We start from the raw sequence: 22893 nt of genomic DNA on the forward strand, positions 1-22893 counted from the left end.
CATGAATGCAATTGCGGTAGCAGGGCCGGTGAGTGGACGTCAACTGCATAAGTTTGGCGGCAGTAGCCTGGCGGATGTGAAGTGTTATCTGCGGGTGGCTGGGATCATGGCTGAATACAGCCAGCCAGGCGATATGATGGTGGTGTCGGCGGCCGGCAGTACCACCAACCAACTGATTAGCTGGCTGAAGCTCAGCCAGAGTGATCGCCTTTCTGCACATCAGGTTCAGCAGACATTACGCCGTTATCACAGCGAATTAATTAGCGGTCTGTTACCGCCGGAAACCGCTGAGCCATTGATCGCCGAATTTATTCAAGATCTGGAGCGCCTGGCAGTATTGCTGGACGATAAGCTCGACGACGTTATCTATGCCGAAGTGGTTGGTCATGGCGAGATCTGGTCGGCGCGCTTGATGGCAGCCGTATTGAACAAGCTGGACATGCAGGCAGCCTGGCTGGATGCGCGCGATTTCCTGCGTGCGGAACGGGCCGCTCAGCCGCAAGTTGACGAAGGCCGTTCTTATCCGTTGTTACAACAGCTCTTGGCCCAACACCCGGGTAAACGTTTGGTGGTGACCGGCTTTATTTCACGCAACGACGCCGGTGAAACCGTGCTGTTGGGGCGTAACGGCAGTGACTATTCTGCAACCCAGGTTGGTGCGTTGGCCGGGGCAGAACGCGTGACCATTTGGAGTGACGTGGCAGGGGTGTACAGTGCTGACCCGCGCAAGGTGAAAGACGCTTGCCTGCTGCCACTGCTGCGTTTGGACGAAGCCAGTGAGCTGGCGCGTCTGGCGGCACCAGTGCTGCACACCCGCACTTTGCAGCCGGTATCCGGCAGCGATATCGATCTTCAACTGCGCTGTAGTTATCAGCCAGAACAAGGTTCAACGCGTATTGAACGCGTGCTGGCCTCGGGCACCGGTGCGAAGATTGTCACCAGTCATGATGATGTGTGCCTGATTGAACTGAATGTCGCCAGCCAACATGACTTTAAGCTGGCGCAGAAAGAACTGGATCTGGTGCTCAAGCGTGCGCAGATCAAACCGCTGGCGGTGGGTATTCATCCAGACCGCAACCTGATACAGCTATGCTACACCTCGGAAGTGGTGAACAGTGTGCTGCGTACGTTGCAGGATACGGCGCTGCCGGGTGAGCTGCAGCTGCGTGAAGGATTGGCGCTGGTGGCGCTGGTTGGCGCGGGCGTTTGCAAGAACCCGCTGCATAGCCATCGCTTTTATCAACAGCTGAAAGACCAGCCGGTAGAGTTTATTTGGCAGTCCGAAGATGGCATCAGTATGGTGGCGGTACTGCGTAAGGGGCCTACCGGGCTACTGATTCAGGGCCTGCACCAAAGCCTGTTCCGCGCCGAGAAGCGTATTGGTTTAGTGCTGTTTGGCAAAGGCAATATCGGTGCACGTTGGTTGGAGCTGTTTGCCCGCGAGCAGAAAAATATTTCCGCCCGTAGCGGGTTTGAGTTCAGCCTGGCTGGCGTGGTGGATAGCCGCCGCAGTTTGCTGAATTACGACGGTCTGGACGCCAGCCGCGCATTGGCATTCTTTGAAGAAGAAGCGCAAGAACTGGACGAAGAATCACTGTTCCTGTGGATGCGTGCGCACCCGTTTGACGATCTGGTGGTGCTTGATGTCACCGCCAGTGAGAGTCTGGCTGAACAGTATCTGGATTTTGCCAGCTATGGTTTCCATGTGATCAGTGCCAACAAGCTTGCGGGTGCATCCTGTAGCGACAACTATCGCCAAATCCGTGATGCCTTCGCCAAAACGGGGCGTCATTGGTTGTATAACGCGACTGTTGGTGCGGGCCTGCCGGTCAATCATACCGTGCGCGATCTACGTGACAGCGGTGACAGTATTTTGGCGATAAGCGGTATCTTCTCGGGTACGCTTTCATGGCTGTTCCTGCAGTTTGACGGCACTGTACCTTTCACCGAGCTGGTGGATCAGGCATGGCAGCAGGGGCTGACAGAACCGGATCCACGGGTTGACCTCTCCGGTCAGGACGTGATGCGCAAGCTTGTGATCCTGGCGCGTGAGGCGGGTTACGATATTGAACCGAATCAGGTACGAGTCGAGTCTCTGGTTCCTGCAGGGGCCGAACAGGGCTCTGTCGATCAGTTCTTCGAAAACGGCGATGCATTGAACCAGCAAATGCTGCAACGCTTTGAGGCTGCCAATGAAATGGGGCTGGTGCTGCGACACGTAGCGCGCTTCGATGCCAATGGCAAGGCGCGTGTTGGTGTGGAGGCAGTGCGTCCTGAGCACCCGCTGGCGTCGCTGTTGCCGTGTGATAACGTGTTTGCCATCGAAAGCCGTTGGTACCGAGACAACCCATTGGTGATCCGCGGTCCGGGTGCGGGCCGTGATGTCACCGCCGGTGCGATCCAGTCAGACCTTAACCGTTTGGCGCAGCTGCTTTAATTTTCTTGTGGGCGCGGATCCTCCGCGCCCCTCGTTTTTCCTGCCATAATTATCCTTGTTCTGAATATGAAATTCTTTCTCTTAACGGGTGAGGATTAATCACCTTATTACCCTCATTTTCCTGTTGACTCTTTAGCCAACATACGGCATTTTCTATCTAGACGTCTAAACGTATAGACGCTTATTAAAATAAAGCAAAACAGTGATCGATAAGAGGCGGACAGGGTATGAGTTTTTTTCACGCAAACCAGCGGGAAGCGCTGAATCAGAGTCTGGCGGAGTTAAACGGTCAGATTAACGTATCATTCGAGTTCTTCCCGCCGCGCACTAGCGAGATGGAAGACACCCTGTGGCAGTCCATTGATCGTCTGAGCAGCCTGAAACCTAAATTTGTCTCTGTGACTTATGGTGCAAACTCCGGTGAGCGTGATCGCACCCATAGCATCATCAAAGGGATTAAGGATCGCACTGGCCTGGATGCGGCCCCGCACCTGACTTGTATCGACGCCAGCCCAGATCAGCTGCGTGAGATTGCGACCGACTATTGGAACAGCGGTATTCGCCATATTGTGGCGCTGCGTGGTGACTTACCACCGGGTGGTGGAAAGCCTGACATGTACGCGACCGATTTGGTGGCCTTGCTGAAAGACGTCGGCGATTTTGATATCTCGGTGGCGGCCTACCCCGAAGTGCACCCGGAAGCCAAAAGTCCGCAGGCGGATCTGATTAACCTGAAGCGTAAAATTGATGCCGGTGCCAACCGCGCGATTACACAGTTCTTTTTCGATGTAGAAAGCTACCTGCGTTTTCGTGACCGTTGCGTTGCGACCGGCATTGACGTCGAAATTGTGCCGGGCATTCTGCCGGTGTCCAACTTCAAGCAATTACAGCGTTTTGCCACTATGACTAACGTGCGGGTGCCGAGCTGGATGACCAGCATGTTTGAAGGGCTGGATGACGATGCCGAAACCCGCAAAATGGTCGGTGCCAATATCGCGATGGACATGGTGAAGATCCTCAGTCGCGAAGGGGTGAAAGACTTCCATTTCTATACGCTGAACCGTGCCGAGATGAGCTATGCCATTTGCCACACGCTGGGTGTGCGCCCGGTAGCTATTGCCTAATTTTATTGATGGATGATGAAAAGGGCGCTGTGTAATGACAGCGCCCTTTTTATTGGATAAAAAAACGGTCCCTGCAAACAGGGACTATTTTTTGTCGCTTAACCTAGCCAGTATTGCGCATCCCGGCGGCAACGCCGGCAATGGTGACCATTAGCGCTTGCTCAACGCGGGCATCGGGCTGTTCTTGCTGGCGTGAACGGTGCAACAGTTCGGCCTGTAACACATTCAGCGGATCGGTATACACGTTACGTAGCGCAATGGATTCGGCGATCCATGGCAGGTCTTCCATCAGGTGCGCGTCATTGGCGATGGTCAACACTACCTTGATGTCGCTCGCCAATTGGTCGCGTAACTGTTGGCCAAGTGGCCACAGTGACTTATCAACCAGACGCTGATCGTAGTATTCCGCCAACCACAGGTCAGCTTTGGCAAAGACCATTTCCAGCATCGCGATGCGGGTAGAGAAGAACGGCCAGTCGCGGCACATCGCTTCCAGTTGGTCCTGCTTACCGGCTTTCACCGCTTCTTGCAAACCGGCACCGGCACCCAGCCAGGCGGGTAGCATCAGTCGGTTCTGCGTCCATGCGAAGATCCATGGGATAGCGCGCAGGCTTTCAACGCCGCCGTTTGGCTTGCGTTTGGCCGGGCGTGAACCCAGCGGCAGCTTGCCCAGTTCCAATTCCGGCGTTGCAGCGCGGAAATAGGGTACAAACTCCGGATTCTCGCGTACGTAGCCGCGATACATGTTGCACGAGGTGTCTGACAGCTCATCCATCAGCGTACGCCACTCTTTCTTCGGTTCTGGCGGCGGTAACAGGTTAGCCTCAAGAATTGCGCCTGTGTACAGCGCCAGGCTGCTGATGGTGACTTCCGGCAGACCAAACTTGAAGCGGATCATCTCGCCCTGTTCGGTGACGCGCAGGCCGCCTTTCAGGCTACCCGGCGGTTGCGACAGCAATGCCGCATGCGCCGGTGCACCGCCACGGCCAATCGAGCCGCCGCGGCCGTGGAACAACGTCAGCGCCACGCCGGCTTTTTCACAGGTTTTGATCAGTGCGTCTTGCGCGCGGTACTGCGCCCAGGAGGCGGCCATCACCCCGGCATCTTTCGCCGAATCGGAATAGCCAATCATCACCATCTGTTTGCCCTGGATAAAGCCGCGGTACCAGTCAATATTCAGCAACTGGGTCATTACGTCGTCGGCGTTGTTCAGGTCGTCGAGGGTTTCGAACAGCGGGGCCACCGGCAGCGCGAACGGGCAACCGGCTTCTTTCAGCAACAGGTGAACCGCCAGCACGTCAGAAGGCGTACGCGCCATGGAAATCACGTAGGCGGCAATCGAACCCTGCGGCGCTTCGGCAATGACCCGACAGGTTTCCAGCACTTCCTGGGTGTCGGCACTCGGCTCCCATTTTAGCGGCACCAGCGGGCGTTTGGAGTTCAGTTCGCGGATCAGGAACGCCTGTTTGTCGGCTTCCGACCAGCTTTCGTAATCGCCCAGCCCCAGATAACGGGTCAACTCGGCGATGGCTTCGGTGTGGCGGGTACTTTCCTGACGTACGTCGATACGTACCAGCGGCACGCCAAAGCAGCGCACGCGACGCAGGGTATCGAGCAACTGGCCATTGGCGATGATGCTCATGCCGCAGGCCTGCAGCGACTGGTAACAGGCGAACAGCGGTTCCCACAGCTGTTCGTTATTCACCAGCAGGTCGTGTGGTTTCAGTACGCGCTCACCCTTCAGGCGACCTTCCAGATACGCCTGAGAGCTCATCAACTGGCTGCGCAATTGCTTCATGATCTCGCGGTACGGCTCTTGCACCTCGTCACCACCGGCCCGTGCGCGCAGTTCCGGGGTACATTCGGTCATCGACAGTTCTGAGACCAGCACCTGAATATCGCGGGTGAACAGATCGCAGGCTTTCCAGCGGCTCAGCAGCAGCACATGCCGGGTAATTTCGGCCGTGACATTTGGATTGCCATCGCGATCACCGCCCATCCAGGAGGTGAAGCGTACCGGTACGGCTTCTGCCGGCAGGCTGTAATCGATGGAGTTTTCCAGCTGTTCGTTGAATTCGCGCAGGAAGGCAGGCACCCCTTCCCACAGGCTGTTTTCCACTACCGCAAAGCCCCATTTGGCTTCATCGATCGGCGATGGACGATGCTTACGGATTTCGTCGGTATGCCAGGATTGGGCAACCAGCTGACGCAGACGACGCATGATCTTGTTACGTTCGTAGTCGGCCAGGTCGTTATGGTCGAGCTGGCTGAGGCAGGTATTAACCTCAACCAGCTTGTGGATCAGGGTACGGCGGGTGATCTCTGTCGGGTGTGCTGTCAGCACCAGTTCGATGGAGAGTTGGGACACCGCATTTTGCAGCTCTTTGGTACTGAGCTTTTTGTCCTTCAGACGAGTAAATAACTGGGCCAGCGCCTCTGGGTTGCTGGCAGCTTCGCCGTTGGGCGAAATACTGTGGTACTGCTCGGCGACGTTGGTCAGATTGAGAAACTGACTGAATGCACGTGCAACGGGCAGTAACTCGTCGTTGGACAGGTTTTGCAAGGTAGAAAGCAGCTCTTGGCGATGCGCTTCGTTACCTGCACGTGAAGATTTGGAAAGCTTACGGATAGTTTCAACGCGATCGAGAATATGCTCGCCCAGCGCTTCTTTGATGGTATCGCCGAGCAATTTGCCGAGCATACTGACATTACTTCGCATTGCCGAATATTGTTCGTTCATATAACCCCTGACCCAGTTCTGTATTTACCCTTAATTTTTCAAACCACAGCGGCGTTGGCTGCAATGTGAAGCCTGTTGGGTAGATGGTTTTTTATCTTGTAAGTAAATTTCACGTGTCAGGCGAAGAGCGCCTGTTTCATCTCGCCACGTTCCTGTCCAATCGTCAATTGACACTATTTTTAGCAAAAAAACATCAAAATCGGCGCATTTTCTGAAATTTAATTACGGCGCACCGGTTATCAGTCTGGCTTATTTCATTGGTTTGGTACGTCTTAAGAGGTAGGGAGATGATAAATCATTAACCCTACCTTGTGTCTGGTTTATTGGCGACAGAAGTGATCAACCAACTGACCCAGCAGCTTGCGTGTTGGTTCGATAAAACCGGTATCAATGTATTCATCCGGTTGATGCGCTTGGTCGATAGAGCCGGGACCCAGCACCAACGTCGGGCAGACCTGCTGGACGAAGGGTGCCTCGGTGCAATAGTTGACCACTTGCGTGCGGGTACCCAGCAGTTTCTCGATCACCGCCACCATATGATGATCGGTTGGGCACTCGTAACCTGGTACAGATGCATGAAGCTCTTCAATACTCAGACGTCCCGGCCAACGCTGACTCACTGGCTCCAGAGTCTGGTGCATCAATTCATTGATGTTGTCGAGTGTCATACCTGGCAACGGGCGGATGTCCAGATGCAGTTCACAGCAGGCACAAATGCGGTTGGCTGCGTCGCCGCCACTGATATGACCAAAGTTCATGGTTGGATAGGGTACGGCGAAAGCTGGATTGTTGTAGCGTTCTTGCAGCGTTTTACGCAGTTCCATCAGGCGGCCGATAGTTTCATGCATCAGATCGATGGCATTCACGCCACGTGCAGGATCACTCGAGTGGCCAGACTGCCCGACGATACGGATGGCATTGGCCATATGGCCTTTATGCGCACGCACCGGTTGCAGCGAGGTCGGCTCACCAATAATGGCGAAGTCTGGACGGATGCTGGTTGAGGCAGCGAAATATCGTGCTCCGGCCATCGTCGTTTCTTCATCTGCGGTGGCTAGAATGTATAACGGTTTGGTCAACTGGCTGGCGTCGATGTCACGTACCGCATCTAAAATAAAGGCAAAAAAACCTTTCATGTCGGCGGTGCCCAGACCGTACAGCTTATTGTCGTGTTCGGTCAGAGTGAAAGGATCGCGCGTCCAGCGGCCTTCATCATAAGGCACGGTATCGGTGTGACCCGCGAGCAGCAGGCCGCCGCTGCCTTCGCCAATGCTCGCCAGCAGATTGAATTTGTTGCGGCTATCCGGCACTGGCTGCACGTCGACACTGAAACCTAAATCGGCAAACCATCCGGCCAGCAAGTTGATTAATGCTTCATTACTCTGATCGAGGGCGCTATCGGTGGCGCTGATCGACGGAGTGGCGATCAACGCCCGGTACAGCTCAATAAATGGAGGTAATTTCATCTTCACTGTTGACAGCCTTTGGTTAGGTTGGTATCAATATTCATGCATTTATTGTGAATAAAAATACAGTAAGCTGGAGCGTAAGGGAACCCGATTCCCGGATGATTATAAAAACATCAACGCTCGACCTCGTGGGTGAACGGCGAAACAACGCTGGTGAGCCTGGAAACCTGAGTCGAATACGACCCTACGCAAGTCAAGAAGGTGAAAGGCCCCATGTTGAATACGCTGATTGTCGGTGCCAGCGGTTATGCCGGAGCAGAGCTCACGGCGTACCTTAATCGTCACCCACACATGAACATAACCGCTTTAGCGGTTTCAGCGCAAAGTGCAGATGCAGGAAAATTGCTTTCCGATTTGCACCCTCAGTTAAAAGGTATCGTTGATCTGCCATTACAGCCGCTGGTTGACGTTGCTAAAGCCGCCGAAGGTATCGATGTGGTGTTTCTGGCCACGGCACACGAGGTTAGTCACGATATCGCGCCAGCGTTCCTGGCAGCAGGTTGCGTGGTGTTTGATCTTTCGGGCGCGTTCCGTGTGAAAGATGCCGCGTTCTACAGCCAATATTACGGTTTTGAACATCAGCACGCTGATTTGCTGGAGCAGGCGGTGTATGGCCTGGCGGAATGGCAGAGCGACAAAATCAAACAGGCTCAGTTGATCGCCGTACCGGGCTGTTATCCGACAGCGGCGCAGTTGGCGCTGAAACCGCTGATCGACCAAGACTTGCTGAACCTTGATCAGTGGCCAGTGATCAACGCCACTAGCGGCGTCAGCGGTGCAGGCCGCAAGGCCAGCGTCACCACCAGTTTCTGTGAGGTGAGCCTGCAGCCGTACGGTATTTTCAACCACCGTCACCATCCGGAAATCGTTGCGCACCTGGGTGTACCGGTCATCTTCACGCCACATTTGGGTAACTTCCCGCGTGGTATTCTCGAAACCATCACTTGCCGCCTTAAAGCCGGTGTGACCGCGCAGGACGTGGCCGCTGTTTATCACGCCGCCTATGACGACAAGCCGCTGGTACGGCTGTACGATCAGGGTGTACCGGCGTTGAAGTCCGTCGTCGGGCTACCGTTCTGCGATATCGGCTTCGCTGTACAGGGCGAACATCTGATTGCCGTGGCGGCGGAAGACAACCTGTTGAAAGGCGCGGCCGCTCAGGCGGTGCAATGCCTGAATATCCGTTTTGGGTTCCCTGAAACCCAAGCGTTACTTTAATGAATCCCCAATAGATTTCGAGTCGCGGCCAGGCGGCAAGGGTTCGAATCTCCAGGAACTTACTCAAGTAAGTGACTGGGGTGAGGGCCGGCAGCCAACAACGCGGCGACTTGAAAGATGAAGGGGATAGTGTGGGATGTAAACAGCGATGAATCCGTTAATTATCAAGTTAGGTGGCGTGTTATTAGACAGTGAAGAGGCGCTGGAGCGTCTGTTTACCGCACTGGACAGCTACCGCCAGCAGCATCAGCGCCCGTTGGTGATCGTTCACGGCGGCGGTTGCGTGGTGGATGAGCTGATGAAAAAGCTCTCCCTGCCGGTGGTGAAGAAGAATGGCCTGCGTGTGACGCCAGCCGATCAGATTGACATTATTACCGGCGCGCTGGCCGGCACCGCCAACAAAACCTTGCTGGCGTGGGCCATCAAGCACCAGATTAACGCGGTCGGCCTGAGCCTGGCAGACGGTGGCAGCGTCACCGTTACCTCGCTCGATCCGGCGCTGGATCACGTGGGCAATGCGCAACCGGGTTCCCCGTTGTTGCTCAATACCCTGCTGGGTGCCGGTTACCTGCCGGTGATCAGTTCCATCGGCATTACCGCCGATGGGCAGTTAATGAATGTGAACGCCGATCAGGCGGCGACGGCTTTAGCCGCTACGCTCGGTGCGGATTTGATCCTGCTGTCGGATGTCAGTGGCATCCTCGACGGAAAAGGGCAGCGCATCGCAGAAATGACGGCGCAAAAAGCGGAACAACTGATTGCCCAGGGCATCATCACTGATGGTATGGTGGTGAAGGTGAATGCGGCGCTCGATGCGGCCCGCACCCTCGGTCGCCCGGTAGATATCGCCAGTTGGCGCCATGCCGATCAGCTTCCTGCACTGTTTAACGGCGTGTCAATTGGCACCCGGATCCTCGCTTAAATTTAGAATTAAAAAGGAAAAGACCATGCAAAACCAAGGCATCAAAAAAATCGTTCTGGCGTACTCTGGCGGTCTGGATACTTCGGCCATCATTCCCTGGCTGAAAGAGAACTACGGCGGCTGCGAAGTGGTAGCCTTCGTGGCGGATATCGGCCAGGAGCGCGGCGATCTGGAAGGTGTGGAGCAAAAAGCCCTGCAATCCGGTGCCTCTGAGTGCCACGTGGTTGATCTGCGTGAAGAATTCATCCGTGACTACGTTTACCCGGTACTGCAGACCGGCGCCCTGTATGAAGGCAGCTATCTGCTGGGCACCTCCATGGCGCGCCCGATTATCGCTAAAGCACAGGTTGAACTGGCGCTGAAAGTCGGTGCTGACGCGTTGTGCCACGGCGCAACTGGTAAAGGTAATGACCAGGTGCGTTTCGAAACCACCTATACCGCGCTGGCCCCACATCTGAAAGTGGTTGCCCCTTGGCGTGAGTGGAACCTGCGTTCCCGTGAAGCGCTGTTGGACTACCTGAAAGAACGTAATATCCCGACCACTGCGTCGTTGGAAAAAATCTATAGCCGTGACGAAAACGCCTGGCATATCTCTACCGAAGGCGGCGTGTTGGAAAGCCCGTGGAACGCACCGAACAAAGACTGCTGGGTCTGGACGGTTGACCCGCAGGAAGCACCGGATCAGCCTGAGCAAGTGACCATCACCGTAGAGAAAGGCTGCGTAGTGGCGGTTAACGGTAAAGTGCTGAGCCCGTACAAATGTCTGGAAACCCTGAACGTGCTGGGTGCCAAACATGGCGTGGGTCGTATCGATATCGTGGAAAACCGTCTGGTGGGTATCAAATCCCGTGGCTGCTACGAAACCCCTGGCGGCACCATCATGGTGGCGGCACTGCGTGGCGTTGAGCAACTGGTTCTGGATCGCGATAGCTTCAAATGGCGTGAGCAACTGGGCCTGGAAATGTCTTACGTGGTTTACGATGGGCGTTGGTTTGCTCCACTTCGTCGTTCACTGCAGGCTTCTGCTGAGGCGCTGGCCGAAGAAGTTAACGGCGAAGTCGTGCTGCAGCTGTACAAAGGCCAGGTGACGGCGATTCAGAAGAAATCCGCTAACAGCCTGTATTCTGAAGAGTTTGCCACCTTCGGCGAAGACGAAGTTTACGATCACAGCCACGCGGGCGGTTTTATCCGTCTGTTCTCACTCTCTTCACGCATTCGCGCGTTGAACGAGAAAAAGAACAAGTAACTTTATTGATTATTCGGCGTGACTTGTTAAGGGCGCAGCATGCTGCGCCCTTATTCGCATAAAATTCGGGAGTAAAGGTATGGCACTTTGGGGCGGACGGTTCAGTCAGGCGGCAGATCAGCGGTTCAAACAATTAAACGATTCTCTGCGTTTCGATTATCGCCTGGCGGAACAGGACATTGTTGGCTCAGTGGCTTGGTCGAAAGCACTGGTCACTGTCAACGTGTTGACGGCAACCGAGCAGCAGCAACTTGAGCAGGCATTGAATGGGTTGTTGGCAGAAGTGCAGGCCGATCCGCAGGCGATTGTCAGCAGCGATGCAGAAGATATTCATAGCTGGGTCGAGCAGAAGCTGATCGACAAAGTCGGCGATCTGGGCAAAAAATTGCACACCGGCCGTAGCCGTAACGATCAGGTCGCGACCGATTTGAAATTGTGGTGTAAACAGCAGATTGGCGAGTTGCATCAGGCCATCGTGCAACTGCAACAGGCGCTGGTGGAAACTGCTGAAGCCAATCAAGACGCTGTTATGCCGGGCTATACCCACCTGCAGCGCGCGCAGCCGGTGACCTTCGCCCACTGGTGTTTGGCCTATGTGGAAATGCTGGCGCGTGATGAAAGTCGCCTGCAGGACACATTGAAGCGTCTGGACGTCAGCCCGTTGGGCAGCGGTGCGCTGGCCGGTACCGCCTATCCGATCGACCGTGAACAACTGGCCGGTTGGCTGGGTTTTGCTTCGGCCACCCGTAATAGCCTGGACAGTGTTTCCGACCGCGATCACGTGCTGGAGCTGCTATCCAATGCTTCTATCAGCATGGTGCACCTGTCGCGCTTTGCCGAAGACCTGATTTTCTTCAACAGTGGCGAAGCCGCATTTGTCGATCTGTCTGACCGTGTGACTTCTGGCTCCTCGCTGATGCCGCAAAAGAAAAACCCGGATGCGCTGGAACTGATCCGTGGCAAATGTGGCCGAGTACAGGGTGCATTGACCGGCATGATGATGACGTTGAAAGGCCTGCCGTTGGCATACAACAAAGACATGCAGGAAGACAAAGAAGGTCTGTTCGACGCGCTTGATACCTGGATGGACTGTCTGCAGATGGCTGCGCTGGTGCTGGATGGCATTCAGGTGAAACGCCCGCGTTGTAAAGAAGCAGCGGAGCAGGGCTACGCCAATTCAACTGAACTGGCGGACTACCTGGTAGCGAAGGGCGTACCGTTCCGTGAGGCGCACCATATCGTCGGCGAGGCAGTAGTGGAAGCTATTCGTCAGGGTAAGGCGCTGGAAGCCCTACCGTTGACTGATTTGAAGAAGTTCAGCGCAGTGATTGGTGATGACGTCTATCCGATTCTGGCATTGCAGTCTTGTTTGGATAAACGCTCAGCCAAAGGCGGTGTTTCTCCTCAGCAGGTCGCCAGTGCGATCGCCGCAGCGAAACAACGCTTGGCTTAATTAGGTTACTCAGTATAAAGGGCGCAGTTCATATGCAGAACTGCGCCCTTTGTTTATGGACGGATTATTCGCCTGGGCAGCGCTGGCAGCGTTCGGCCTCGGCCTCGCCCAGTTTAAGTTTGGCCTGCAGATCTCGCAGTGCGGTGCGCAACCCTTCTTCAATGACGGGATGGTAAAAGGGCATGTCCAGCATCTGATTGATGGTCATTTGCTGCTGATGCGCCCAGGCCAGAAGGTGAGCGATATGTTCAACATCGGGTCCCATCATTTCCGCACCGAGGAAACGCCCGGTACCCTGCTCGCCGTAGACGTGCAGGATACCTTTGTTACGTAGCATCACGCGTGAGCGTCCCTGATTTTCGAACGACACTTCACCGATTTCAAAACAACCACAGGCGCTGAATTTCTCGCTCAGCTCACGGAAGGTGGAGCCAACCATCGCAATCTGTGGATCGGAGAATACTACCGAGATCGCGCTGCGTCGCAGGCCCGGGCAGACTTCCGGGAAGCTGCCGGCATTGCTCCCGGCAATGCGTGCCTGATCGCTGGCTTCGTGCAATAGCGGTAGTTGGTTGCTGGCGTCACCCGCGATAAAGATGTGCGGCACGCTGGTTTGCATCGTCAGACGGTCGGCCTGTGGCACTCCCCGGGTATCGAGTACCAAGCTGGTGTTTTCCAGGCCCAGATTATCGACGTTCGGTCGGCGACCGGTGGCGGCCAGTACGTAATCCACCATGATCTCCTGCGCCTTGCCGTGTAAATCCTGATAGCGGATAAACACTTTATCGCCTTCGCGTTGCATCATTTCCACTTTCACATCGGCATCAAGATAGAACTCTTCGCCCAGGGTTTTAGCGGCATAGTTGCGTACCGCGCTGTCAGTCAATGGGCCGACGGCACCGCCAACGCCAAACACTCTGGTCTCAACCCCGAGACGATGCAGTGCCTGGCCCAGTTCCAGGCCAATCACACCTGGCCCGAACACCGCCACAGACTGCGGTAAATCATCCCAGTTGAAGACGTCGTCATTGACGATCAGTCGGTCACCCAGTGCATTCCATGGGGCGGGCCAGCTTGGGCGGGAACCGGTGGCGATAACAATGCGCTGAGCTACGATGCGCGTATGTTCATCCACTTGCAGGGTGTTGTCGTCTATAAAACGGGCGTAACCGCTAATTTTGTCGGCCACCGGGATTTCGTCGACGCCTTCCAGTACAAAGCCGACGAAGCGGTCACGTTCACGTTTGACGCGGTCCATCACTTCACGGCCATTAATGGTCGTTTTGCCAGCGGGATAGACGCCAAAGCCCGGCGCACGTTCGATTTGATGCACTGCCTCAGCGGCAGCAATCAGCAATTTGGATGGCATGCAGCCAACGCGTGCACAGGTGGTGCCGTAGGCCCCGCCCTCAATCATCACTACACTGGGGGTCGAAAGCTTGGCGGCGCGATAGGCGCCCAGACCGGCGGTGCCGCCGCCGATGACGGCGACGTCAACATTCAACTGTTTCATATCCGCTCCTGAAAGCTAAAAAAAGGGCGGGCCGGAGCCCGCCAAAAGTTCACGTTGGCTTTGTTATTACTTATAAATCAGGCTGACAGGAAGGTTTCCAGGTCATCGCTACCGCCAATATGACGGCCGCCGATGAATACCTGCGGTACCGTGGCACGGCCGCTGACGGCGCGCAGGCTGACGGTAGTCGCGTCCTGACCCAGTACGATCTCTTCATACTGAATGCCACGTTCCTGCAGCATTTGTTTGGCTTTGGCACAGAACGGGCAGCCCGGCTTGGTAAACAGCGAAACCGATTCCTGCACTTTGAATTCTGGCGCCAGGTATTTCAGCATGGTGTCGGCGTCAGACACTTCAAACGGGTCGCCCGGCTTGTTGGGCTCGACAAACATTTTCTCTACTACGCCGTTACGCACCAGCATCGAGTAACGCCATGAGCGTGGGCCGAAGCCCAAATCGGCTTTCTCGACCAGCATGTTCATGCCTTTGGTGAATTCACCGTTGCCGTCCGGCACGAAGGTGATGTTTTCAGCATGTTGATCGGCTTTCCAGGCGTTCATCACGAAGGTATCGTTCACCGAGACGCACAGGATGCTATCAACACCGTGCTGCTGGAATACGCTGGACAGCTCGTTGTAGCGCGGCAAGTGGCTGGAAGAGCAGGTTGGGGTGAATGCACCCGGCAGCGAAAAGACGATGACAGTTTTATCTTTGAACAGGTCATCGGTGGTGACATCAATCCATTGGTCGCCCTGACGTGTGTGGAAGGTAACCTGAGGAACTTTTTTGCCTTCTTGACTGGTAAACATGAATTAACTCCTTAATTAGGAAATATAATTTTTAGCTATCAGCGTTATCTCGCTTTGTTGGGACACATTATTAACGTCAGGACTTGATAGATCTAATCGCTCATTGCTATCTTATCTATCGCCATGAGCTATCGTGGTCTGGAGGGAAACAATGAATATTCGTGATTTAGAGTACCTGGTCGCCTTGGCCGAGCACCGGCATTTCCGCCGTGCCGCCGATTCATGCCATGTTAGCCAACCCACGCTCAGTGGGCAGATCCGCAAGCTGGAAGACGAACTGGGTGTGATGTTGCTCGAACGCACCAGCCGCAAAGTGTTATTTACCCAGGCGGGCCTGTTGCTGGTGGAGCAGGCGCGTACCGTGCTGCGCGAAGTCAAAGTTCTGAAAGAGATGGCCAGCCAGCAGGGCGAAGCCATGTCCGGGCCGCTGCATATCGGCCTGATCCCGACGGTCGGGCCTTATTTGCTGCCGCAGATTATCCCTACGCTGCACAAAACCTTTCCCAAGCTGGAAATGTACCTGCATGAAGCGCAAACCCAACAGCTGCTGGCGCAACTCGACAGCGGTAAACTGGACTGCGCGATCCTGGCGTTGGTGAAGGAAACCGAAGCCTTTATCGAAGTGCCGTTGTTTGATGAACCAATGAAGCTGGCGGTGTACTCCGATCACCCATGGTCACAACGTGACCGCGTGGCGATGCCGGATTTGGCAGGGGAAAAACTGCTGATGCTGGAAGATGGTCACTGCTTGCGCGATCAGGCAATGGGCTTTTGCTTCCAGGCCGGTGCCGACGAGGATACCCATTTCCGGGCGACCAGCCTGGAAACGCTGCGCAATATGGTGGCGGCGGGCAGTGGTATTACATTGCTGCCTTCATTGGCGGTACCGCCACAGCGTGAGCGTGACGGTGTGTGCTATCTCGACTGTTATAAACCGGAACCCAAGCGCACTATTGCGCTGGTGTACCGCCCCGGCTCCCCATTGCGCAGTCGTTATGAGCAATTGGCCGAGGCGATCCGCGAGCACATGCAAAATTACCTGGATACCACGCTAAAACAGGCGGTTTAAGCCGTTCAGCGCTGCCACCCGGTAGGCTTCGGCCATGGTCGGATAGTTGAAGGTCGTATTAACGAAATACTCGATAGTATTGCCTTCACCTTTCTGTTCCATGATCGCCTGACCAATGTGAATGATCTCTGCCGCACGCTCACCGAAGCAGTGGATCCCAAGGATCTGCAAGGTGTCGCGATGGAACAAGATCTTCAGACTGCCGACATTCATCCCGGCAATCTGCGCACGCGCCAGGTGCTTGAACTGAGCGCGGCCCACTTCATATGGCACTTTCATCGCCGTCAGTTCCTGCTCGGTTTTACCAACAGAGCTGATTTCCGGAATGGTGTAGATACCGGTCGGGATGTCTTCAATCAGATGCCCGCTGGCTTCACCGGAGGCAATCGCCTGTGCGGCAATACGGCCCTGATCGTAAGCGGCAGATGCCAGGCTTGGATAACCAATTACGTCACCCACGGCATAAATGTGCGACAGCGCAGTCTGGTACATGCTGTTCACTTTCAGCAGGCCACGGCTGTCTGATTCCAGACCGACGTTCTCCAGCCCCAGCGAGTCTGTGTTACCGGTACGGCCGTTGGCGTACAGCAGGCAGTCCGCTTTCACTTTTTTGCCGGATTTCAGGTGAACAATCACGCCGTCGTCGGTGCCTTCGATCTTCTCGAACTCTTCGTTGTGACGGATCACTACGCCATTGTTCCAGAAGTGGTAAGACAGTGAGTCCGACATTTCCTGATCGAGGAACGCCAGCAGGCGATCGCGGGTGTTGATCAGATCAACCTTCACGTTCAGACCACGGAAGATCGACGCATACTCGCAGCCGATCACCCCGGCACCGTAAATGATGACGTGGCGCGGTTCGTGATTCAGTTCGAGGATAGAGTCGCTGTTATAGATGCGTGGATGATTGAAATCTACGCTCGACGGGTTGTAAGGACGTGAACCGCAGGCGATGACAATATGATCGGCACGGATAGTGTCCTGGGTGCCATCCATATAGCTAACGCTGACGGTATTGGCGTCGATAAAGCGTGCATCACCGGCAAACAACTTACATTGGTTACGCTCATAGAAACCTTGGCGCATCCGGGTTTGCTGGTTAATGACGTTATCTGCATGGCGTAAAATATCAGGGAATGTCGCGCTGAGTGTGCGTGAATTGTTGTAAAGCGGGTTCTGGTTGAATTCGATAATGCGGCTAACGGCGTGGCGGAGAGCTTTGGACGGGATAGTACCCCAATGAGTACATCCGCCGCCTACGTTATTGTACCGTTCGATAACGGCCACGCGGGCGCCCTGTTTCACCAGCCCCATAGCGGCACCTTCACCACCAGGGCCCGAGCCAATTACGATGGCATCAAATTGATAGTGCTGTTGCATAGGGGAGAGACCTGTTCTTATACAAAATTACAACGGTATCTTAACATCATAGCGCTGAGTGCCCAATCACCATTAGGCTTTTTGAGGCAAAGCACAAATGGTGCAGGCTGAAACTGTGACAGGGCGCGTTTGTATAAATGCTGTTGCAATAAAATTTGCTATATTGCCGAGTCTACGGCGTTAGACTGAGAAAATGGATCTTATCTGGATATGCATATGGGCGTCAGAGCACAACAAAAAGAACGGACTCGTCGTTCCCTCATCGAGGCGGCCTTCAGCCAGCTAAGCGCCGAGCGCAGCTTTGCCAGCCTGAGCCTGCGTGAAGTCTCGCGTGAAGCCGGTATCGCACCGACGTCATTTTACCGCCACTTTCGTGACGTGGATGAGCTTGGACTAACCATGGTTGATGAGAGCGGGTTGATGCTGCGTCAACTAATGCGGCAGGCCCGTCAGCGTATTGCCAAAGGTGGCAGTGTGATCCGCACCTCTGTCTCCACCTTTATGGAGTTTATCGGCAATAACCCCAACGCATTCCGTTTGCTGTTGCGTGAGCGCTCCGGTACATCGGCGGCTTTCCGTGCGGCAGTGGCGCGTGAGATCCAACATTTTATCGCCGAACTGGCGGATTACCTCGAGCTCGAAAACCATATGCCGCGGAGTTTTACCGAAGCGCAGGCAGAAGCTATGGTGACCATCGTATTTAGCGCCGGTGCTGAAGCGCTGGATATCGACATTGATCAACGTCGTCGGCTTGAAGAGCGTTTAGTGTTGCAACTACGGATGATTTCCAAAGGTGCTTATTATTGGTATCGCCGTGAGCAAGAAAAGTCTTCTGTATCCCACGTATAAAAAGGTAGAAAGCGATGGAAAAACCAGGCCGTGAGAATGGCACCTTACTGCTGGCGTTGATTGCCGGCCTTTCGATCAACGGTTCGTTCGCCGCGCTGTTCAGTTCGGTGGTGCCGTTTTCGATTTTCCCGATAATTGCTTTAGTGTTGGCGGTTTACTGTCTGCATCAGCGTTATCTGCATCGTGCGATGCCAGACGGCATGCCCAAGCTGGCCGCAGCGACTTTCCTATTGGGGGTCTTGCTGTACAGTGCGATCGTCCGTGCCGAATACCCGCAGATTGGTTCTAACTTCCTGCCGGCAATTGTTTCCGTGGCGCTGGTGTTCTGGATTGGTATTAAGCTGAAGGCGCGTAAGGTGCTGGATGAGAACACACCTGTGTAAGTAATAGGCAGAAAGAAAGCAGGGGCGCGGTAATAACGGCGCCCCTGTCAGATTAAACGCGTTTTTCCAACAGGACGCCGCATTCCATATGATGGGTGTACGGGAACTGATCGAACAGTGCAAGGCGGCTGACCTTATGGGTTTCTTGCAAGGTCTCCAGATTGGCACACAGTGTTTCCGGGTTGCATGAGATATACAGAATACGCGGATAAGCCTGCACCATTTTCACCGTTTCATCATCTAGCCCACTGCGTGGGGGATCGACAAAAATGGTTTCGCAGTTATAGCTGCTCAGATCGATACCTTTCAACCGAGTAAACTCGCGTACCCCGTTCATCGCTTGGGTAAAGTCTTCTGCGGCCATGCGGATAATCTGCACGTTATCGATATGATTGGCGGCAATGTTGTACTGTGCCGATGCGACCGAAGGTTTGGCGATTTCAGTGGCCAGTACCCGCTCAAAGTTGCGCGCCAGTGCCAAAGAGAAGTTACCGTTCCCACAGTACAGTTCCAGTAAGTCCCCTTTAGAACCGGTGGTTACGTCCAGCGCCCATTCCAGCATCTGTATATTCAGAGCCGCATTCGGCTGGGTGAAGCTATTTTCCACCTGGCGGTAAATCATGTCGCGACCGGCAACCGGCAGCACTTCGTCTACGTAATCCTGATCCAGCATGATTTTCATTTTTGACGCGCGGCCAATCAGCTGCAGATCAAAACCTTGTGCACGTAGATCGTCACGCAGTTTTTCTGCCTGCTGCTGCCATGCATCGTCTAACTTGCGGTGATACAGCAATGAGGCGATGATTTTGCCGCTGCGCGTCGACAGGTAGTCAATCTGGAACAGCTTGCGGCGTAGAATAGGTTCCGGTTTGATGGCGGCAATCAACGCAGTCATCAGACGGTTAATTAATTCGCTGGCAGCAGGGAACTGATCAACGCGAATACGCTGCTTGGTCTGCTGATCAAACATGATGTGATACATCTCGTCTTCATCATGCCAGATGCGGAATTCGGCGCGCATACGGTAGTGGCTCACTGGCGAGCGGAACACTTCCGGCTCGGGTGCCGTGAACGGTGACATCAGCGTCTTCAGCCGGGCAGTTTTCTCCGCCAGTTGGTCATCGTAACGTTCAATAGGCAAATTCTCGGGCGTCATGTTTCTTCTCGTCAGGCAAATTTGATCAGCGGGGATTGTAGGGAATCAGCCCGTGAAGTCCAGTTTTGTCGTGTTTATTATTTGTAACATTAATAGCAGTCTAGACATCTATTTGCATTGATCGTAGCATTGTCGTCCGGCCTCAAGCAGCGAGTGAAAAGGGAATCCGGTGTGAATCCGGAGCTGACGCGCAGCGGTATGGGGAAGTCACGGCGATAGCGTTCTACGCAGACACTGTCCATTGCAGGATGGGAAGTCATCGCCCGGTGTAGGTTGCTTATCAACAGCCTGCAACTCCCAAGCCCGAAGACCTGCCGGTGTTACGTCGCAATGTCCGTGGTCGTCGCGAAATATCGGCCATGATCCTGCGGCATCCGCCAATTAAGTTTGGATGCTTTTTCATGACAATTACAAAAAACACGCTGCTGATGGTGGTTTCCTCCGTCACGGCTTTTTCTGGCTGGGCGCAAGACAACACCACAGCGAATAACAGCGAAAATCTGGTTGTTTCCGCCAACCGTTTCCCGCAGCCGGTTTCTTCGGTATTGGCACCCACTTCCGTCGTAACGCGTGATGATATCGATCGTTGGCAGGCAAAAAGCCTGACCGACGTAATGCGTCGCCTGCCGGGTGTGGATGTCGGACAGAATGGTGGTTTAGGGCAAAAAAGTTCACTGTTTATCCGCGGTACCAATTCCAGCCATGTGCTGGTGTTGATTGACGGTATTCGCCTTAACCAAGCCGGTATCAGCGGTTCTTCCGATCTCAGCCAAATTCCGATCTCACTGGTGCAGAAAATCGAATATATCCGCGGTCCACGTTCGGCCGTGTATGGTTCTGATGCGATTGGCGGCGTGGTCAACATTATTACCACCCGTGAAAAGAACGGCAGCACCCTTTCCGCTGGCGTGGGTTCAAACGGCTATCAGACCTATGACGGATCAACACAACAACAGCTAGGGGATAGCACGGTTGCGACGGTTGCCGGTAACTACACTTATACCAAAGGCTATGATGTGGTGGCTTATGGCAGCACGGGAATGCAGAGTCAGCAAGATCGCGACGGCTTCATGAGTAAATCGCTGTACGGTGCTATTGATCATCAGTTTAATGAGGCTATCAGTGGTTTTGTCCGTGGCTATGGTTATGACAATCGCACTGCTTATGATGGTTATTATTCATCGCCGACCAGCCCACTGATTGATACTCGTAAGCTGTACAGCCAGACCTGGGACACGGGTCTGCGTTATAAGGAAGGTAGCTACGCGACTCAACTGATTGGCAGCTACAGCCACAGTAAGGATTATGATTATGATCCTCGTCTGGGTATGTATGACAGTTCGGCAAGTCTGGTGGACTCGGAGCAGTACAACCTGCAATGGGGGAATACCTTGCAGTTGGGCCAGGGGACGGTGAGTTCAGGGGTTGACTGGCAGCATCAGGCAATCAAGCCGGACTCCACCAGTGTCAATGGTGAAAAAAGCCAGCGTGACGCAGGCGTCTATCTGACCGCGCAGCAACTGGTTGGTCCGGTAACGTTGGAAGGTGCGGTACGCGGTGACGACCATTCTGAATTCGGTTGGCACGGCACTTGGCAAACCAGTGCTGCCTGGGAGTTTGTCGAAGGGTATCGCTTTATTGCCTCCTATGGGACGGCATTTAAAGCCCCTAATATGAGCCAGCTATATGGCAACTTCGGAAATAACACCGCTCTGAAGCCGGAAGAAAGTAAGCAATGGGAAGGTGGTTTTGAAGGTTTGACTGGGCCTGTGACTTGGCGTGTGTCGGGTTACCGTAACGATATTGATAACCTGATCGATTCCACTGGGGAAACCAATTACGTTTATTACAATATTGGTAAGGCGACGATTAAAGGTATAGAAGCGACAGCCTCGTTTGATACTGGTCCGCTAACCCATCGTATTGGCTACGACTATGTTGATCCACGTAATGCCAAGACCAACGAAGTGCTACTGCGTCGAGCCAAACAACAGGTGAAGTATGAGTTGGATTGGCAGGTTTATGATTTTGACTGGGCGGTTACCTATCAATACTTGGGTGAGCGCTATGATAAAGACTACAGCACCTACCCAGAGCAAAACGTCAAACTTGGCGGTGTTAGCCTGTGGGATCTCGCAGTTTCGTATCCGGTCACATCTCATCTGACAGTTCGTGGTAGAATCGCCAACCTGTTTGATAAAGATTATGAGACGGCTTATGGCTACGCTACTCCAGGAAGAGAATACTACCTCACTGGAAGCTATACCTTCTAACACCACCGCAAAGGCCCGTCCGACGGTGCTGGTATTTGATTCCGGTGTCGGCGGGTTATCGGTGTATCAAGAGGTTCGGCAACTGTTGCCGGACCTCCACTATATATACGCTTTCGATAATGTGGCGTTCCCCTACGGCGAGAAATCCGAAGAGTTTATTGTTGAGCGTGTGCTTGAGATTGTCAGCGCGGTGCAGCAACGACATCCTCTGGCGATTGTCATCATCGCTTGCAACACTGCCAGTACCGTATCTTTGCCAGCCTTGCGTGAGCGCTTTACCTTCCCTGTCGTCGGCGTTGTGCCCGCCATCAAACCCGCTGCTCGCTTAACTGCCAATGGCGTGGTTGGTTTGTTGGCTACCCGCGGTACCGTACAGCGTACGTATACCCATGAGTTGATCGCCCGCTTCGCGACTGATTGCAAGATAGAGTTATTAGGGTCTTCAGAGCTGGTGGAGCTGGCGGAAGCCAAACTGCACGGTGAAGCTGTACCACTGCCGACGTTGAAGAAGATTCTTCATCCATGGCTGAGCATGCGCGAGCCACCAGATACTGTCGTGCTCGGTTGCACCCACTTCCCTCTATTAGCAGAAGAGTTAATGCAGGTGCTACCAGAAGGAACGCGGCTGATTGATTCCGGTGCGGCTATTGCCCGTCGTACCGCTTGGCTGATTTCGACGCAGGAAAATTTGGTGTCGACGCAGGAAGAGAATCTGGCGTATTGCATGGCGTTAAATGAAGACACTGATGCTTTATTGCCCGTTCTGCAGGGTTATGGCTTTAAATCGTTGAAAAAACTGCCACTTTAAGGCTGTTTTGGTTAAACATTCAACGGTCGGAAAAAATATTGAAA

General features: G+C 54.2%; 17 protein-coding genes and 1 riboswitch. Of the genes, 11 read left to right on the forward strand and 6 right to left on the reverse strand.

The window, feature by feature from the left end:
- Position 1 precedes the first annotated feature (1 nt).
- Positions 2-2437: a bifunctional aspartate kinase/homoserine dehydrogenase II gene (locus SGR01S_RS22175; protein WP_037426703.1), complete on the forward strand. Its 2436-nt coding sequence runs from the start codon at positions 2-4 to the stop codon at positions 2435-2437.
- A 227-nt stretch (positions 2438-2664) separates the two neighbouring features.
- Complete coding sequence (gene metF, locus SGR01S_RS22180) at positions 2665-3561, forward strand: methylenetetrahydrofolate reductase (RefSeq protein WP_037426700.1); 897 nt, start codon at positions 2665-2667, stop codon at positions 3559-3561.
- 103 nt (positions 3562-3664) lie between these two features.
- On the opposite strand, the gene ppc is transcribed toward metF, so the two are convergent.
- Both ppc and argE read right to left on the reverse strand, forming a co-directional pair.
- On the reverse strand, positions 3665-6301 hold the full coding sequence (gene ppc / locus SGR01S_RS22185; RefSeq protein ID WP_037426698.1) for a phosphoenolpyruvate carboxylase: 2637 nt from the start codon (positions 6299-6301) through the stop codon (positions 3665-3667).
- 320 nt (positions 6302-6621) lie between these two features.
- Positions 6622-7767: an acetylornithine deacetylase gene (argE, locus tag SGR01S_RS22190; RefSeq protein ID WP_037426695.1), complete on the reverse strand. Its 1146-nt coding sequence runs from the start codon at positions 7765-7767 to the stop codon at positions 6622-6624.
- 216 nt (positions 7768-7983) lie between these two features.
- Between argE and argC the strand changes: the two genes are divergently transcribed.
- From argC to argH, 4 genes are all read left to right on the forward strand, one after another.
- On the forward strand, positions 7984-8988 hold the full coding sequence (gene argC, locus SGR01S_RS22195) for an N-acetyl-gamma-glutamyl-phosphate reductase (protein WP_061808613.1): 1005 nt from the start codon (positions 7984-7986) through the stop codon (positions 8986-8988).
- Positions 8989-9136: 148 nt separating this feature from the next.
- Positions 9137-9910, forward strand: a complete 774-nt coding sequence (gene argB, locus SGR01S_RS22200) for an acetylglutamate kinase (RefSeq protein ID WP_061808614.1) — start codon at positions 9137-9139, stop codon at positions 9908-9910.
- Positions 9911-9935: 25 nt separating this feature from the next.
- A complete protein-coding gene (locus SGR01S_RS22205; protein WP_037426686.1) occupies positions 9936-11156 on the forward strand; it encodes an argininosuccinate synthase in 1221 nt (406 codons plus the stop codon).
- A 79-nt stretch (positions 11157-11235) separates the two neighbouring features.
- A complete protein-coding gene (argH, locus tag SGR01S_RS22210) occupies positions 11236-12609 on the forward strand; it encodes an argininosuccinate lyase (RefSeq protein WP_037426684.1) in 1374 nt (457 codons plus the stop codon).
- Between the two features lie 64 nt (positions 12610-12673).
- On the opposite strand, the gene SGR01S_RS22215 is transcribed toward argH, so the two are convergent.
- Both SGR01S_RS22215 and SGR01S_RS22220 read right to left on the reverse strand, forming a co-directional pair.
- Positions 12674-14122, reverse strand: a complete 1449-nt coding sequence (locus tag SGR01S_RS22215) for a dihydrolipoyl dehydrogenase (protein WP_061808615.1) — start codon at positions 14120-14122, stop codon at positions 12674-12676.
- A 77-nt stretch (positions 14123-14199) separates the two neighbouring features.
- Positions 14200-14931 carry a glutathione peroxidase gene (locus SGR01S_RS22220; protein ID WP_061808616.1) on the reverse strand — a complete coding sequence of 244 codons (732 nt, stop codon included), beginning with the start codon at positions 14929-14931 and terminating at the stop codon, positions 14200-14202.
- A 151-nt stretch (positions 14932-15082) separates the two neighbouring features.
- Between SGR01S_RS22220 and oxyR the strand changes: the two genes are divergently transcribed.
- Positions 15083-16000: a DNA-binding transcriptional regulator OxyR gene (gene oxyR / locus SGR01S_RS22225; protein WP_061808617.1), complete on the forward strand. Its 918-nt coding sequence runs from the start codon at positions 15083-15085 to the stop codon at positions 15998-16000.
- Here the strand turns inward: oxyR and sthA are convergent.
- Complete coding sequence (sthA, locus tag SGR01S_RS22230; protein ID WP_012147448.1) at positions 15983-17380, reverse strand: Si-specific NAD(P)(+) transhydrogenase; 1398 nt, start codon at positions 17378-17380, stop codon at positions 15983-15985. The genes oxyR and sthA overlap by 18 nt on opposite strands.
- Before the next feature lie 216 nt (positions 17381-17596).
- On the opposite strand from sthA, the gene fabR reads away from it, so the two are divergent.
- Together fabR and SGR01S_RS22240 are read left to right on the forward strand one after the other, a co-directional pair.
- The gene (gene fabR / locus SGR01S_RS22235; RefSeq protein ID WP_037426805.1) at positions 17597-18229 is read left to right on the forward strand and encodes an HTH-type transcriptional repressor FabR; all 633 of its coding nucleotides are present in this window, start codon (positions 17597-17599) and stop codon (positions 18227-18229) included.
- A gap of 14 nt (positions 18230-18243) precedes the next feature.
- Complete coding sequence (locus SGR01S_RS22240; protein WP_061808618.1) at positions 18244-18612, forward strand: YijD family membrane protein; 369 nt, start codon at positions 18244-18246, stop codon at positions 18610-18612.
- A gap of 52 nt (positions 18613-18664) precedes the next feature.
- Here SGR01S_RS22240 and trmA read toward each other — a convergent pair whose 3' ends face one another.
- The gene (trmA, locus tag SGR01S_RS22245) at positions 18665-19768 is read right to left on the reverse strand and encodes a tRNA (uridine(54)-C5)-methyltransferase TrmA (RefSeq protein WP_037426810.1); all 1104 of its coding nucleotides are present in this window, start codon (positions 19766-19768) and stop codon (positions 18665-18667) included.
- A gap of 124 nt (positions 19769-19892) precedes the next feature.
- Positions 19893-20101, forward strand: a riboswitch (cobalamin riboswitch).
- 68 nt (positions 20102-20169) lie between these two features.
- Between trmA and btuB the strand changes: the two genes are divergently transcribed.
- Both btuB and murI read left to right on the forward strand, forming a co-directional pair.
- Complete coding sequence (gene btuB / locus SGR01S_RS22250) at positions 20170-22041, forward strand: TonB-dependent vitamin B12 receptor BtuB (RefSeq protein ID WP_037426812.1); 1872 nt, start codon at positions 20170-20172, stop codon at positions 22039-22041.
- Complete coding sequence (murI, locus tag SGR01S_RS22255) at positions 21986-22849, forward strand: glutamate racemase (protein WP_037426814.1); 864 nt, start codon at positions 21986-21988, stop codon at positions 22847-22849. Before btuB ends, murI begins: the two co-directional genes overlap by 56 nt.
- Positions 22850-22893: the final 44 nt, after the last annotated feature.

This window comes from Serratia grimesii NBRC 13537, from assembly GCF_001590905.1.
Lineage (GTDB): Bacteria > Pseudomonadota > Gammaproteobacteria > Enterobacterales > Enterobacteriaceae > Serratia > Serratia grimesii.

Coding starts and splice junctions, on each gene's coding strand:
- SGR01S_RS22175 (WP_037426703.1), top strand. CDS start 2: ATGAATGCAATTGCGGTAGCAGGGCCGGTGAGTGGACGTCAACTGCAT.
- metF (WP_037426700.1), top strand. CDS start 2,665: ATGAGTTTTTTTCACGCAAACCAGCGGGAAGCGCTGAATCAGAGTCTG.
- ppc (WP_037426698.1), bottom strand. CDS start 6,301: ATGAACGAACAATATTCGGCAATGCGAAGTAATGTCAGTATGCTCGGC.
- argE (WP_037426695.1), bottom strand. CDS start 7,767: ATGAAATTACCTCCATTTATTGAGCTGTACCGGGCGTTGATCGCCACT.
- argC (WP_061808613.1), top strand. CDS start 7,984: ATGTTGAATACGCTGATTGTCGGTGCCAGCGGTTATGCCGGAGCAGAG.
- argB (WP_061808614.1), top strand. CDS start 9,137: ATGAATCCGTTAATTATCAAGTTAGGTGGCGTGTTATTAGACAGTGAA.
- SGR01S_RS22205 (WP_037426686.1), top strand. CDS start 9,936: ATGCAAAACCAAGGCATCAAAAAAATCGTTCTGGCGTACTCTGGCGGT.
- argH (WP_037426684.1), top strand. CDS start 11,236: ATGGCACTTTGGGGCGGACGGTTCAGTCAGGCGGCAGATCAGCGGTTC.
- SGR01S_RS22215 (WP_061808615.1), bottom strand. CDS start 14,122: ATGAAACAGTTGAATGTTGACGTCGCCGTCATCGGCGGCGGCACCGCC.
- SGR01S_RS22220 (WP_061808616.1), bottom strand. CDS start 14,931: ATGTTTACCAGTCAAGAAGGCAAAAAAGTTCCTCAGGTTACCTTCCAC.
- oxyR (WP_061808617.1), top strand. CDS start 15,083: ATGAATATTCGTGATTTAGAGTACCTGGTCGCCTTGGCCGAGCACCGG.
- sthA (WP_012147448.1), bottom strand. CDS start 17,380: ATGCAACAGCACTATCAATTTGATGCCATCGTAATTGGCTCGGGCCCT.
- fabR (WP_037426805.1), top strand. CDS start 17,597: ATGGGCGTCAGAGCACAACAAAAAGAACGGACTCGTCGTTCCCTCATC.
- SGR01S_RS22240 (WP_061808618.1), top strand. CDS start 18,244: ATGGAAAAACCAGGCCGTGAGAATGGCACCTTACTGCTGGCGTTGATT.
- trmA (WP_037426810.1), bottom strand. CDS start 19,768: ATGACGCCCGAGAATTTGCCTATTGAACGTTACGATGACCAACTGGCG.
- btuB (WP_037426812.1), top strand. CDS start 20,170: ATGACAATTACAAAAAACACGCTGCTGATGGTGGTTTCCTCCGTCACG.
- murI (WP_037426814.1), top strand. CDS start 21,986: ATGGCTACGCTACTCCAGGAAGAGAATACTACCTCACTGGAAGCTATA.